The organism is Beijerinckiaceae bacterium, assembly GCA_004564215.1.
In the GTDB taxonomy this organism is placed as follows: domain Bacteria; phylum Pseudomonadota; class Alphaproteobacteria; order Rhizobiales; family Beijerinckiaceae; genus Methylocapsa.
The window spans coordinates 148,199-162,338 of sequence record CP024846.1 but is presented as its reverse complement, the minus strand read 5'-3'; the positions used below and the strand labels follow the sequence as shown (position 1 = coordinate 162,338).

Sequence of the window (14,140 nt, the reverse complement as noted above, 5' to 3'; positions counted from 1 at the left end):
AGGCGCGTTGAGGTGAAATTTATTTCGACACGGGGTGAGACACCGCCCGTCTCCTTCACGCAGATGCTTTTGGCGGGCCTCGCACCGGATGGCGGACTCTATCTGCCGGAGGCCTATCCGCGCCTGTCGAACGACACTATCGCCAGTTTCGCGGGCCGTTCCTATGCGGACGTTGCCGAGGCTCTTATCGCGCCATTTGTGGCGGGGGAGATCGAGCCGCAAGCCTTGCGGGAGATGCTCAAGGCTGCCTATCGCAAGTTCCGCCATCCCGCGATAGCGCCCCTGGTTCAGCTCGATGCCAATTTGTTTGTCCTCGAATTATTCCACGGGCCAACTCTCGCCTTCAAAGATCTGGCGATGCAGCTCCTTGCAAGAATGTTCAATCACATTCTTGAAGCGCGGGGGCAAAGAGCGACAATCGTCGGCGCAACCTCGGGCGACACCGGCGCTGCGGCGATCGAAGCGTTTGCCGGCCTCCGGCAGGTCGATGTGTTCATTCTCTACCCGCATGGCCGCGTCTCGGACGTGCAGCGCCGCCAAATGACGACGGTTGCAGCCGACAATGTCCATACGATCGCGATCGAAGGGACCTTTGACGACGCGCAGGCTCTGATAAAAACTATGTTTAATAACAGCAGCTTCCGTGATACACTTAATCTTTCAGGTGTCAATTCGATCAATTTCGCGCGAGTCCTGTTCCAGACCGTCTATTATTTTACCAGCGCGGTCGCGCTCGGTGGTCCGCGTCGAAAAATCTCCTTCGCCGTGCCCACAGGAAATTTCGGTGATATTCTTGCCGGTTGGATCGCCAAGCGCATGGGTCTGCCGATTGAAAGGCTTGTAATCGCAACAAATTCCAACGATATTCTCGCTCGGACCCTGAAGAGCGGCACCTACGCCGTGAAGCAAGTTCAAGCTACCCAATCGCCCTCGATGGATATTCAGGTTTCCTCGAATTTCGAGCGTCTTTTGTTCGAGGTCTACGCTCGCGACGCGGACGCGCTCCGCGTCCTGATGGGCGGATTACGGCAATCGCAGACCTTTACGATTGCACCCGCCGCGTTGGAGGCCATTCGGGCCGACTTCGATGCGTTCAGCATCGACGAATCCGAAACCACGGCGGAGATTGCGCGGACCTGGCACGACGCGGCCTATCTCGCCGATCCGCATACCGCCGTCGGCCTGGGGGCCGCGCGGCGGGCGCAGGCGAGCGCAACAGCGACCCCGATCGTTTCCCTTGGCACTGCGCATCCAAGCAAATTTCCGGCCGCCATCGAGCACGCCACGGGCGCCCGGCCGACCCTGCCTGCCCATCTGGAAGGTCTTTTCGAACGCAAGGAGGTTTTCACGGTCTTGCCGAATGATCAGGCTGAAATCGAGCGGTTTATCCGAGCCCGCGCTACGCCGGCGCCGAATCGGGCCGCATCATGAGCGTCGAGGTCACCACTTTGCCATCCGGCCTCAGGATCGCCACCGATCGGATGCCGCATCTGGAAACAGCTTCACTCGGCGTCTTTGTCGGTGCGGGTTCGCGCCACGAGATGGCCAATGAGCATGGTCTGTCGCATCTGCTCGAACACATGGCCTTCAAGGGAACGCGGCGCCGCTCGGCGCGCCAGATCGCCGAGGAGATCGAGGCCGCGGGCGGCGATCTCAATGCCGCAACAAGCACCGAACATACCGCCTATTACGCCCATGTTCTTGCCGAAGACGCCGTCCTCGCCCTCGACATCCTTGCCGATATTCTGACCGAAAGCACATTCGACAGCGCCGAACTCGAACGCGAGAAAGGAGTTATCCTTCAGGAAATCGGCGCGGTCGAGGATACGCCGGACGATCTCGTCTTCGAGATGTTCAACGCAGCCGCCTTTCCCGATCAGCCGATCGGCCGACCGATCCTTGGCACACCTGAAAGAGTTTCCGGGTTTGGCCGGGACGCGATCAACACCTATCTCCATACCCATTATCGCACGGGAGTAACCGTCGTTGGCGCGGCCGGCGCCGTCGAGCACGCCGCCGTTTGCGACGAAGCGGCGCGGCGTTTCGAGCGTCTTGCTCCGCAAGCCATTCAATCCGACGCCGCACCCGCGCGCTACAGAGGCGGCGACAGGCGGCTCAAGCGGCGGCTGGAACAAGCCCATATCGTGATCGGCTTTGAAGGGGCGGCCTACACGCATGAAGATTTTTATGCCATGCAAATCTTCGCCAACGCGGTTGGCGGCGGCATGTCCTCCCGGCTTTTTCAGGAGGTACGCGAAACGCGCGGCCTGGCCTATTCCATTCATGCCTTCCACTGGGGCTATTCGGATGCGGGGTTATTCGGCTTTTACGCCGCGACCGGTCCGAAGGACGTCGCCGAATTGATGCCCGTCTCGATCGAATGCATGGCCAAAGCCGCTTTCGATTTGAGTGAAATGGAAGTGCGCCGCGCCAAGGCGCAGATGAAGGTCTCTCTTCTTGCGGCACTCGAATCCCCGGCTTCGCGCTGCGAGCAGATCGCCCGGCAATTGATCGCTTTCGACCGGGTTCTGACTCGCGAGGAGATCATCGCAACGATCGATGGTTTGGATGTTGCCCGCATTCGCGCCGCTGGCGCCCATGCGCTCCGATCCCCGCCTACCGTGGCGGCGATCGGACCGGTGGCTAAGGTTTTTACCCCTGACCGCATCTCCGAGCGGCTCGGCGGAGTCTAAAGGAGTAGCGAAGTGGCACTCTTCCGTCTCAATCCGGTGGGCCGCGCGACCACCCTCGTGCGGGGCGAAGGCATTTATCTTCGGCCCGCCGAAATGCGGGATTACGAAGCCTGGGCGGATCTCCGCGAACGCAGCCGCAGGTTTCTTGCGCCATGGGAACCGACCTGGCCTGGCGATGATCTGACCCGCGTCGCCTTCCGTCGCCGATTGCGCCGCAATCAACAGGAAATCGACAATGATGAAGCCTATCCTTTTTTGATCTTTCGAGACAATCATGAGCTTGTCGGCGGTTTGACCCTCGGTCAAATCAAGCGCGGCGTCGTCCAGTCGGCCACCATTGGCTATTGGATCGGCGAGCCCTACGCTGGCCATGGATTGATGTCGGCCGCGGTCCGGGCGGTCATCGGCTATGCGTTCACGACCTTGCGCTTGCACCGCATCGAGGCGTCCTGCCTGCCCCACAACGACCCTTCGATGCGATTATTGGAGCACCTCGGTTTTACACGAGAGGGCTATGCGCGCGCCTATCTACGGATCAATGGCGTCTGGCAAGACCATTTGCTCTATGGTTTACTCGAAACCGATCCGGCCCCGCTCCGCCTGCCCCGCCGCAGCAACTGAAGGCGCGCCGGTCGCAAGGCTTCTGCGCCACGAAAGGTCAGGAAGGGTTTCGCAATGATCTTTCGTCGAACCGTCGTTTGGGGCCTTGCGACCCTGACCGGCGTATCTTCCGCTTTCGCCGTGCCCAAGGTCAGCTAAAGCTGCGAGGATGGTCATAAATTCACCATCACTTTCCTGCAGGCAAACAATCATGAGTCCGCGCGCCGCCTCTTTGCCGGAAGCAAGCAAGCTATCGTCTTGAAAATCAAGGCATGGCCGAGTGGTATCGCCTATGCGGGAGGCGGTTTCGAGTACCATGAATGGCACGGCCAGGCGTCTTTGTAGGACTTGCGATCCACCGCGCCGAAAGAAGTCGCTTGCCATACACGGTGAGTTTAGTCTTGCCTTCGCCGCATTCCATTGTCTTGCTAGGCAAATCAACGCCGTTTTCATGGCGAACGGTTTTCGCTGCACTTGCCGGGTACCACGTTAAGCCTTACCAATCTTTGCCGCCGGCTGGGTCTCTTTGCTCATGTTCGTTGGCCCGGCTTACCACGCAGGACAAACGCCTTTTGTCGAGCATCGTGTATTATTTGCGTTTCTTGGCTGTGATCGCGGTGCTGGCGGCGGGGCTTCTCCCAGCCCACGCGATCGAATCCGTGCGCGTGCCGCTCGAGGCGCAGGCCATCGATCTCACCAAGGCTTTCGAGACCTATCATTCCGAAAGCGACCGGCTCCTCGTTTCGACGGCGCCCGGTTCCGACGGCATCGTTCGCCGCATCGAAGTGCGCGCGCGCGATGAAGGAACCCGCCCGGATTGGATCGTCTTCGCGCTCACCAACGACACCAGCGAGCAGATCGAAAGACTGCTCGTTGCGCCCCATTTTCGGCTGGTCGGATCCGGCGTGATCTGGCCCGATCTCGGGTCTTCCCGTATTTCGGCGATTACGGCCAGCCAGGGATTTCCGATCGAGCGCGACGAAAGCTCCGACGCCGACGTCTTCCGTTTGACGCTCGATCCGGGCACTACGGTGACCTACGTCGCGGAACTTCGAACTCCCAACCTTCCCCAGCTCTATCTTTGGGAACCCGAAGCCTACAAAGACAAGGTAACGAGCCTTGCCCTCTATAAGGGCATCGTCATTGGGGTGGCCGGCCTACTGGCCCTTTTTCTTACCATCGTCTTTGTCGTCAAGGGCGCCGTAATCTTTCCGGCCGCAGCCGCCCTCGCCTGGACCGTGCTTGCCTATGTCTGCATCGACTTTGGCTTCTGGAGCAAGATCTTCGGCACGGAAGGCCAATCCGATCGAGTTTGGCGTGCATGCACCGAGACCACCCTCGCAGCAACGCTGCTTGTTTTTCTTTTTGCCTATCTCAAGCTCAATCGTTGGCATGTGCGCGCCTCGCATGTGGCCGCTGCCTGGTTGATCTTTCTTGCCGCTTTGGTGGGTCTCGCCATTTATGACGCGCCGGTCGCGGCCGGAGTGGCGCGCATTTCGCTCGCCACCATCGCGGGCGCCGGCTTTGTCCTCGTCCTCTATTTGTCGACCCACGGTTACGACCGCGCCGTCATGCTGATTCCAACCTGGTTCCTGCTGCTTATCTGGATTATCGGGGCCGCCTTCACAGTCACTGGAACGCTGACCAACGATCTTGTCTCGCCGGCGCTGATTGGCGGCCTTGTCCTCATTGTGATGCTGATCGGTTTCACCATCATGCAGAATGCGTTTGCCGGCAGCGCGCTTGGATCCGGCGGCCTATCCGATAGCGAACGCAAGGCGCTAGCCTTGACCGGAAGCGGCGACGTCATTTTCGATTGGGACGTGGCTTCCGACCGCGTTTACGTCAGCCCGGAAGTAGAGTTGCAATTGGGCCTTCCCCGCGGCGCCCTCGAAGGGCCGGCGGCGGCTTGGCTGAGTGTCCTGCACCCCTCGGAACGAGATCGCTTTCGCGCTTGCCTCGACACCATGCTCGAACAAAGGCGTGGGCGGATCAACCAGGAATTCCGGCTGCGGGGAGCCGGCGCGGACTATTACTGGTTCCGCATGAAAGCCAGGCCGGTCGTCGGGGCCGACGGTGAAGTGGTACGGATCGTTGGCACCCTCGGAGATGTCACCGAAGCCAAGATCGCCGAGGAACGGCTGCTGCACGATGCGGTCCACGACAATCTGACCGGCTTGCCGAACCGGGAGCTCTTTTTCGATCGCATCGATGCGGCACTCACCAATGCCCAAACCGACAATCGGATCCGACCTTCCGTCGTCAGCATAGACATCGACCGGTTCAAGCAGATCAATGAATCCGCCGGCCTCTCCGCCGCGGATTCAATTCTTCTGACCGTCGCTCGCCGACTTGCCCGCATTCTGAGGCCGCAAGATACGCTTGCCCGGCTCACCGGGGATCAATTTGCCATTCTGATCGTCTCGGAATTCGAGACCGACCAGATCAGCGCGCTCGTCAACGTCATCCGCCGGGTTGTGTCGACGCCCGTGATCTTCAACGAAAAGGAAATCCCGCTCACGGCTTCGATCGGCCTTGCGCTTTTCGATCCTCAGCTGCATCCCACGCGCGAAGAGATGCTCAAAGACGCGGACATCGCGATGCGGCACGCCAAGCGGATGGGCGGCAATCGGATCGAAGTGTTCAGGCCATCCATGCGGATGCTGCGCTCGGATCGCTTCGGCCTCGAAGCCGATTTGCGCCGCGCGCTCGATCGCGGCGAAATAAAGGTTCTGTTCCAACCGATCGTGCGGCTCGAGGATCGAACCGTCGCAGGTTTCGAATCCTTGCTCCGATGGGATCATCCGCGTCTAGGGCGCCTCGGTCCAGCCGACTTTGTTCAGGTTGCCGAAGATACCGGTCTGATTGTCGATCTTGGCCTCTTCGCGCTGGAACGAACCGCGCGGGAGCTTTCTGCTTGGCAAAGCGCGCTCGACGTCGAACCGCCGATTTTTGCAAGCGTCAATATTTCCTCGCGCCAATTGCTTCGCCATGAGCTTCTGCAAGACGTCAAGGCGGTGCTGGCCCGCTCCAATGTGAGCCCGGGCAGCTTAAAGCTCGAATTGAGTGAAAGTCTCGTGCTGGAAAATCCGGAATACGCGGCGCAGATGCTAAATCGTATTCGCGATTTGGGCGCCGGCCTTTCGCTCGATGACTTCGGCACCGGCTATTCGTCTTTAGTCTACCTGCAAAGATTTCCGTTCGACATGCTCAAGATCGACCAATCCTTGGTCCACCAGAATGGAAAAGGGACGCGGCCCACCATTCTGCGTTCGATTGTGACGCTCGCGCATGACCTCGGCATGGAGGTCATTGCCGAAGGTGCCGAGACTGAATCGGATGCCATCGAACTCTATCAGCTCGGTTGCGAATACGCGCAGGGCTATACGTTCGGACATCCGATCAGCGCCATCGAAGCGCGCAAACTGGTCGGGGCCGCGACGGCCGCAGCCTAGAGTTGGATGAGGAAAAGTGGAAACCGGTTTTCCGCCAGCATCCCGCTCTAAATTTTTGGAATCGATCACGTTCATGATTTTGGATTGAGTCATTCCAAAATCATCGTGATAGAGCGGGATGAGGAAAAGTGGAAACCGGTTTTCCGCCAGCATCCCGCTCTAAATTTTTGGAATCGATCACGTTCATGATTTTGGATTGAGTCATTCCAAAATCATCGTGATCTAGAGGAAACTGCTTTAGGCGTGCCCGGCATCCGAAGACAGCCGACCTGGATCAATGCCGACTTTCCGCAGGGCGCGCTCATATTTGGAACTCAACGCGGAATCGAAAATGAGGCTAGGATCGGCCGGGCACGTGAGCCAACCATTGTGCTGCATTTCGTTTTCCAGCTGGCCCGCCGACCATCCTGCATAGCCGAGCGCCAATAGAGCCCGGTCGGGACCTGAGCCGTTTGCGATAGCGCGCAAAATGTCGATTGTCGCCGTCAGCGATACGCCGCCGCCGATTGCCAGGGTCGAATTATCGATCGAAAAATCATTGGAATGCAGGACAAAGCCGCGGCTTGAATCGACGGGGCCGCCGTTCAACACTTGAACGGAACTCGCCACCGCCGGCAAGCGAATGGCTTCGTCGGGACCGATCACCTTGAGTTGGACAAGAAGTTGCGGAAAATCGACCTTCTGGGCTGGACAATTGACGACGATGCCCATCGCGCCTTCCTCGGAATGGGCGCAGACATAAACGACCGAGCGGGCGAAACGATCATCCGCGATGCCCGGCATGGCAATAAGCAACTGCCCATCAAGAAAGCCGCTCTGGTTTTGCGGCGGGGCGGCGGGGGGAACAATCGAGCCCATGTCCAAGTCCTCGTCAGGTCAAACTTAAGTGAGACAGTCCCAGTTGCGACATGTCGAGATGGGACCTAAATTGCCTGTCTCAGTCAACGATCGGTTAGCTCCATGCAAAAGTCTTTCCAGCTTACAATATTCGCTTGGAAAGCTGTATTTGTGCTTATTTGCACAATTCTCGCGCCTTCCCCCTTTGTAAAGAAAGCCCAGTCCGAACCTTATGCGAGTACCTGGACGGAGGGACAAAAATCTTCCTTGCGGCTGATCGCCGCTGGGGATGGCTCCCCGGGGCGCTTTTATCGAGCCGGTATAGAGCTCCGCCTCAGTCCCGGAGCCCTCACCTATTGGCGCATGCCGGGGGATGCCGGCGTCCCTCCGGTCTTTTCGTTCGAGGGCTCGACGAACGTCGCTGGTGTCGAGGTGTTTTACCCTGTCCCCCTCCGTATCGATGAAGCCGGAACCGAAGCCTTCGGATATCGCGACCGTGTCACTTTTCCCATTCACGTGATCCCAAAAGACGCCAATCAGCCTTCACTTCTGGTTCTGAACCTTTCCTATGCAGTCTGCGAGCGGATTTGCGTGCCGTCCAAGGCGGAGGCTAAGCTGCCTCTCCTCCCTGACCATCGGGGGCCCAGCGCGGAAGCCAGCGCGATCGATGCGGCGGAAGCGACGGTGCCGCTCCGCCTGCCACCTGAAGAGCGCGACGCCAAAGTCAAGATTGATCGCGACAAAGCCGCATCTGTGCCGACATGGCGCGTTTCCTTACAAAACGACGCCCTGGATCTTTTCGCCGAAGGGCCCCCCGGCTGGTATTTTGCAACCCACAAGACCGGCCGGCCCAATGAATTCTTTATCGTCGAAGTCGAACAGCCGGGCGCCGAAACACGGGTTCCTCCCGTGACCTTAACCGTGCGCAACGAAAAGCAAAGCTACGAATTCGCTGTGGAACTCGACGCCATTTCAGCGCCTTGAATCGCTTCTAAGTGACCTTTGCCGAGACGCCGTCGCGATGAGCCGCGCGGCGTTATCGGTTCCGGCGCAGCCTTGTTGGCAAAAGGAAACAGCGATGTCGATCCAAACAGGCGATCCCATTCCCAAGGCCACCTTTACCGTCATGACTTCGGACGGCCCTCAATTGAGGACAACGGATCAGATTTTCAAAGACCGGAAGGTGATCCTGTTTGGCGTGCCAGGTGCCTTTACTCCCTTGTGCGATAAACAGCATTTACCTGGATTTATTGCCAACAGCGATGAATTCAAAGCACAGGGCGTTGATGAAATCGCCGTGACCAGCGTCAATGATATTTTTGTTATGGATGCTTGGGCCAAAAGCTCCGGAGCTGATTCCAAAATCAGTTTCCTCGCCGATGGAAATGGAGATTTTGCAAAAGCCATTGGGCTTTCGCTCGATCTCACCGACCGCGCGCTCGGCGTCCGCTCGCAGCGCTATGCGATGGTCGTCGACAATGGCGTGGTGCGACGGCTCAACGTCGAGGCGGGGCCAGGCAAGGTCGAAACCTCAAGCGCGGAAGCCTTATTGAAGCAGCTTTAAAAAGCCGATTGCTTTTTGCTGCTTAGAAATGGCGCCATGCCTTTGCGCGCCAAAGCATCCGCACGCTCGTTCATGACATCCTCCGCATGGCCCTTCACCCAACGCCAATCGATGGTGTGCCGGGTCGTGGCGGCATCGAGCCTCTGCCATAGCTCGATATTCTTGACCGGCTTTTTATCGGCGGTGCGCCAACCATTGCGCTTCCACGAGTTGATCCATGCGGTGATACCGCCCTTCAGATAATTGGAGTCGGTATAAAGATGAACCGTGCAGGCCCGATTGAGGGCCTCGAGCGCTTCAATCGCGGCCAACAGCTCCATTCGATTGTTGGTGGTCAACGCCTCGCCGCCCGAAAGCTCTTTTTCCTGCGCTCCGAAACGGAGAATCGCGCCCCACCCTCCGGGACCTGGATTGCCGGAACAAGCCCCGTCGGTCCAAATGGTTACTTCCTCGCTCATCGCACCAAACCGAGTTCGCGCGCGTTCCCGATGGTTTGATGGAAGCGCAGTTTCTTTACATATTCGAGCGGGTCTTTAGGGTGAACAAGGGCGTTTGGCGGAACGTTCAACCAATCGACCAAGCGTGTCAGAGCAAACCGCATTGCAGCGCCGCGCGCCAGAATCGGAAACACCTCCGCTTCTTCTGCGGTGAGTTCACGGATCTTGCCGTAAGCGCTGAAGAAAGCCGAGCCCTTGGTGATGTTGAATGATCCATCCGGCTCGAAACACCATGCGTTCAGACAGATTGCGAGATCATAAGCAAGCTGCTCCGTGCAGGCGAAATAGAAATCGATAAGCCCGGATAATTTGCTTTCGAGGAACAACACATTATCGGGAAAAAGATCGGCATGGATAATGCCTCTTGGCAGATGCTCGGGCCAGTTCGCCGCGAGAAAATTCAGCTCTTCGGCAATTGCGGCAGACAGTCCCGGCTGAACGCTATCGGCGCGCGCGCGCGCCTGATCGAACAGAACGGGCCAAGCATCCGGACCCAGCGTATTGCGCCGGGACCCGTCAAAATCGGCGCCAGCCCGATGCAGCTTGCCGAGCGCGTCGCCCACGGCGGCACAACGCTCGGGACTTGCACCGGTGCGCCAAATCCCTTCGAGAAAAGTTACGATGGCAGCCGGGCGTCCCGCGATCCGGCCTAGGGCGCCGCCATGCCTGTTTCGCACAGGTTGCGGACAATTCAGTCCATGGCTGGCGAGATGTTCCATCAGCCCCAGAAAGAACGGCAGATCCGCTTCGTCCACCCGCTTTTCATAGAGAGTGAGGATGTAATATCCGGCGTCGACGTGGAGAAAATAATTGGAGTTCTCGACGCCTTCGGCGATTCCTTTCAAAGACAGCACGTGGCCAAGATCATACTCACCGAGAAAGACGGCAAGCTCCGCATCGTCGATTTCCGTGTAGACGGCCATAGGGCATCCGCCGCAATCAGTTAAAGCGCGGAGAATCCGCAGCCCTTGCTCCTGTTAGCGATACAAGCGCAAGAGTCAAACCCGAGCCTCAGGCTTGAAGTCGCCCAAGCGAGCCGGGCTACACAGGCGCATGCTCCCGGCTTTTGGCAAGATGCGCCAGAACCGTCTTGGCCTCCGGCTGAATGACACCGCAGGACATGATGAGCTTGGCGGCATCGTCCGGGCTCATTTCCAATTCGACGACATCGCGCACCGGCAAAAAGAAATAGAACCCCGTCGTCGGATTCGGCGTGCAGGGCAAGAACACCGAAATATGCTCTCCATCCGAGAGATGCTTGGCGATAGACGCGCCAGGTGGCGTGCAGATGAAAACAAGCGACCACCGGCCTTCGCCAGGAAACTCGATCATCCCCACCTTGCGAAATGTTGTCCCCGATTGGGAAAACACCGTTTCAAAAATTTGCTTCACGCCTTTGTAGATCGAGCGGACGACCGGCATATGCGTGAGCGTCGCCTCGCCAAGGCGGATCAAGGTGCGGCCCGCAAGATTGGCGGCTAAGAACCCCAACAGTGTAAGGCCGATGAAGGCAAAGATCACTCCGAGGCCCGGCAGCTGAAAGGGCAAATAGCTATCGGGCAAAAATCTGACGGGCACGATCCGCTTGACCCAATTGTCGATGGTGTCGACGAACCACCAGACAATGTAGGCCGTAATTGCCAGCGGGCCGGCAACGACAACACCGGTCAGGAACCAATTGCGGATGCGGCCTCCGAGACTGAGACCCCACGGGCTAATGGCCGGACTGATTTCCGGCAAGGGAGGTTGTTCCTCTGGCGGCAAAATCGTCATCGCTCGTCCCACGACCCGACTTCCATTTATCAGGTCGTGCGTATCGCGTCGCAAAATTTTTGAGATCAAAATCAGCTGGGCAGCAAATATTTTTTGATTCGTGCTTCACAGGAGACAAAATGCCTAATTGTGCGTGGACATTGCCTCTTGTGTGAGCTAAGTTGCCGTCGTAAGCCGTTCAAGGTCGAAGCCGTTATAAGTTCGGCGCAGTAGTCCAAGTCTTGGGAGGACGCCTATTCTTTTGGCCGCTCGCCGCAGTGGCGTAGCCTTCGTGGCGAAGGCAAGGACGAAAGAAGAGGTCATGGACCGGACTAAAAGGGGCGGAGAGTTTATCTTCGCCCCTTTTTTTATGCGCATTTCCGCTAGGCAATAGGACTTAAAATCAACTGCTGTATCTATAACTTTGCTACCACAAGATTCCTACTGTGTAAATCTTTTCGTCAGTTATCAGATCATAAAAAGCAGGAATTCGAGAGTCTCACTCGGGCTTGACGCTTTTGGAATCGGCATTGGGCGACGTTGGAGGCAATTGCGACGGCATCGTCGAATCGCCAGGGGGCGGCGGCGACTTGGTCCCGCGGGCAGCGCCACTCGGCAAAAAGAGATCTCCCGCCTGCTCGCTCATTTCCAAGCAGGTCAAAATTTCAACATAGCTCGGCATCGGCTCCGCGCCTTGCGCAACGCAGTCCTGCCGGTCCGCCGCCTTGAACCGACTCCATTTTTTGACCATCTCCGCCCGCGCATCGGTTTCGTCTTTCATACAGCCGCGATAGGCGAGGTCCTTGTCATCGCCGGCATAAGCCCGCGCAGCCTTGCAAGAGCTGGCGACATCGAATGTCGGCACCCCGTCCGACTTCGCCTTCGCCGCCAATGCAGGCTCCATGAGGGTCAGCAGAAAAACCGAAATCAGCCCCGCGATGATGGCTTGCATGCGACTCTCCCTGGTACGTTTGTTCCACCTCAAGCAGAAAGCTCGATCGGAAGCCCTTAAGAGATGGACCGCTGTAGGTGCAAAGTCGAGCCCCCAGCGCCCGAGGCGCCAGCGCAACGTTAGTCCTCGTAATAGTCCGCGATGAAACGGTCGAGAAGTCTCACCCCAAACCCCGAGCCCCAGCTTTGATTGATGTCGCTTGTCGGGGAGCCCATTCCCGTCCCTGCAATGTCGAGATGCGCCCACGGGGTTCCGTTGACGAAGCGCTGCAGGAATTGCGCCGCCGTGATCGACCCCGCGTGTCGCCCGCCCGTGTTTTTCATATCGGCGAATTTCGAGTCGATCATTTTATCATAGGCCGCGCCGAGCGGCAGGCGCCAAAGCTTTTCGCCGGTGAGCGTGCCGGCGTCGAGGAGCCTTTCAGCCAATTCATCGTCATTGGCAAAAAGCCCGGCATGCTCCTGGCCGAGGGCCACAAGAATCGCGCCGGTGAGGGTGGCAAGATCGACGATGAATTTCGGTTTGAACTTTGCCTGGACATACCACAAGAGGTCAGCAAGCACGAGACGCCCTTCGGCATCGGTATTGATGACCTCGATCGTCTGGCCGGACATGGATTTCACGATATCGCCGGGACGCTGCGCGCGCGGCCCCGGCATGTTTTCGACAAGCCCAATGACACCGACCACATCCGCCTTGGCCTTGCGTTCCGCGAGGGCCTGCATAAGCCCAACGACGGTGGCGGCTCCCGCCATGTCTCCCTTCATATCTTCCATGCCGGCGGCGGGTTTGATCGAGATTCCGCCCGTGTCGAAACAAACGCCTTTGCCGACGAAGGCAAGAGATTTTCGCTTCCCTTTGGGGTTCTCTTTCGGTTCTTCCTTCGCGCTCTTCGACCCGCGCCAGCGCAGAATTACGGCGCGGCTCTCGCGCACGGACCCCTGCCCGACCCCGAGGAGAGCGCCCATGCCGAGTTCACGCATCGCGTTCTCATCAAGCACCGTGACTTCAACGCCGAATTTCGCAAGCGCCTTGGCGCGGTTTGCGAACTCTTCCGGAAACAGAATATTCGCGGGCTCGTTGACAAGCGAACGCGCGGTCAGCACCCCGTGGGTGACCGCCTCTTCACCCTTGGCATCGCGGCGGACGGCGGCCGGCTTATCCACGGCAAGCACGAATTCCGCTGCTTCATTGGACGCTTCGTCGTCCTTTTTCTTTGTCTTGTAGTCATCGAAGCGGTAGTCGCGAAGCCGCATGCCAAGCATGAATTCGGCAGCCGCACGCGCGGGATCCTTGGGCGCGCGCGGTAAGTCGAATGCTATAATCGCTTTTGTTCCGCGCCCCAACTTGCCAACAACGAAGCCTCCGAGGCCAGCAAAATCTCCTGGTTTCGGCAGCGATTCTTTTTTGCTTTTGCTTTCGCCACCTTTTTCAATGTTGTCTGGCGGGGAGCCGGTCCCGATCACGAGCAAGCGCGCGGCGGTGAAGCCGGAGGGTGCGATCAGATCAAGCGCACTCTGCGCTTTTCCTTTGAATTTGACGGCACTTGCGGCCTTCTTAACCAAGGCCTCGCCTTGCGGACCGATGACGCGAAGGGTAGCCGCGCCAAACGCAAAATTCTGGTCGGTAAAAATAACCAGGGCGCGCTCGTCGGCAGGCAGGCCGGTGGGCGCCGATGGCGCCTGCGGCTCCAATTTATTCAGGGCGACAATTTCGATGTTCATCGGTTCGTTCATCTGTTCCCCAGCACGATCGTGCGATCACGGCAAATTGACACAATTATCTGGTCT

The 14,140-nt window shown here is 58.3% G+C and carries 13 protein-coding genes and 2 pseudogenes; 6 read left to right on the top strand and 9 right to left on the bottom strand.

Annotated elements, in window-relative coordinates; all coding sequences use genetic code 11:
- Positions 1-12: 12 nt before the first annotated feature.
- From CU048_00655 to CU048_00645, 3 genes are read left to right on the top strand one after another with little or no spacing between them, the layout of a single operon-like run.
- Positions 13-1,431: a threonine synthase gene (locus tag CU048_00655; protein QBR70032.1), complete on the top strand. Its 1,419-nt coding sequence runs from the start codon at positions 13-15 to the stop codon at positions 1,429-1,431.
- Positions 1,428-2,693 (top strand): peptidase M16, encoded by a 1,266-nt coding sequence (locus CU048_00650; protein QBR70031.1) that lies wholly within the window; start codon positions 1,428-1,430, stop codon positions 2,691-2,693. The genes CU048_00655 and CU048_00650 overlap by 4 nt, the downstream gene beginning before the upstream one ends.
- Positions 2,694-2,705: 12 nt before the next feature.
- Positions 2,706-3,314, top strand: a complete 609-nt coding sequence (locus tag CU048_00645) for a 30S ribosomal protein S5 alanine N-acetyltransferase (GenBank protein QBR70030.1) — start codon at positions 2,706-2,708, stop codon at positions 3,312-3,314.
- On the opposite strand, the gene CU048_00640 is transcribed toward CU048_00645, so the two are convergent.
- Positions 3,264-3,611, bottom strand: a complete 348-nt coding sequence (locus CU048_00640) for a hypothetical protein (GenBank protein ID QBR70029.1) — start codon at positions 3,609-3,611, stop codon at positions 3,264-3,266. The genes CU048_00645 and CU048_00640 overlap by 51 nt on opposite strands.
- A 263-nt stretch (positions 3,612-3,874) precedes the next feature.
- Here CU048_00640 and CU048_00635 point away from each other — a divergent pair, with 263 nt between their 5' ends.
- Positions 3,875-6,748, top strand: a complete 2,874-nt coding sequence (locus CU048_00635) for a sensor domain-containing phosphodiesterase (GenBank protein ID QBR72544.1) — start codon at positions 3,875-3,877, stop codon at positions 6,746-6,748.
- Here the strand turns inward: CU048_00635 and CU048_00630 are convergent.
- The 3 genes and pseudogenes from CU048_00630 to CU048_00620 form a co-directional block, all read right to left on the bottom strand.
- Positions 6,746-6,850, bottom strand: a pseudogene (locus CU048_00630) (SAM-dependent methyltransferase). The gene CU048_00635 and the pseudogene CU048_00630 overlap by 3 nt on opposite strands.
- A gap of 7 nt (positions 6,851-6,857) precedes the next feature.
- Positions 6,858-6,974, bottom strand: a pseudogene (locus CU048_00625) (SAM-dependent methyltransferase).
- 11 nt (positions 6,975-6,985) lie between these two features.
- On the bottom strand, positions 6,986-7,606 hold the full coding sequence (locus tag CU048_00620; GenBank protein ID QBR70028.1) for a hypothetical protein: 621 nt from the start codon (positions 7,604-7,606) through the stop codon (positions 6,986-6,988).
- A 102-nt stretch (positions 7,607-7,708) separates the two neighbouring features.
- Between CU048_00620 and CU048_00615 the strand changes: the two genes are divergently transcribed.
- Both CU048_00615 and CU048_00610 read left to right on the top strand, forming a co-directional pair.
- Positions 7,709-8,569 (top strand): hypothetical protein, encoded by an 861-nt coding sequence (locus CU048_00615; GenBank protein ID QBR70027.1) that lies wholly within the window; start codon positions 7,709-7,711, stop codon positions 8,567-8,569.
- A gap of 94 nt (positions 8,570-8,663) precedes the next feature.
- On the top strand, positions 8,664-9,149 hold the full coding sequence (locus CU048_00610) for a peroxiredoxin (GenBank protein ID QBR72543.1): 486 nt from the start codon (positions 8,664-8,666) through the stop codon (positions 9,147-9,149).
- On the opposite strand, the gene CU048_00605 is transcribed toward CU048_00610, so the two are convergent.
- From CU048_00605 to CU048_00585, 5 genes are all read right to left on the bottom strand, one after another.
- Positions 9,146-9,607 (bottom strand): ribonuclease HI, encoded by a 462-nt coding sequence (locus CU048_00605; GenBank protein QBR70026.1) that lies wholly within the window; start codon positions 9,605-9,607, stop codon positions 9,146-9,148. The two genes, CU048_00610 and CU048_00605, sit on opposite strands and share 4 nt — an antisense overlap.
- Positions 9,604-10,569, bottom strand: a complete 966-nt coding sequence (locus CU048_00600; protein QBR70025.1) for a homoserine kinase — start codon at positions 10,567-10,569, stop codon at positions 9,604-9,606. Before CU048_00600 ends, CU048_00605 begins: the two co-directional genes overlap by 4 nt.
- 118 nt (positions 10,570-10,687) lie before the next feature.
- On the bottom strand, positions 10,688-11,419 hold the full coding sequence (locus CU048_00595; protein QBR72542.1) for a hypothetical protein: 732 nt from the start codon (positions 11,417-11,419) through the stop codon (positions 10,688-10,690).
- A 478-nt stretch (positions 11,420-11,897) separates the two neighbouring features.
- Positions 11,898-12,350 (bottom strand): hypothetical protein, encoded by a 453-nt coding sequence (locus CU048_00590; GenBank protein QBR70024.1) that lies wholly within the window; start codon positions 12,348-12,350, stop codon positions 11,898-11,900.
- 119 nt (positions 12,351-12,469) lie between these two features.
- Positions 12,470-14,086 (bottom strand): leucyl aminopeptidase, encoded by a 1,617-nt coding sequence (locus tag CU048_00585; protein QBR70023.1) that lies wholly within the window; start codon positions 14,084-14,086, stop codon positions 12,470-12,472.
- Between the last annotated feature and the right edge of the window lie 54 nt (positions 14,087-14,140).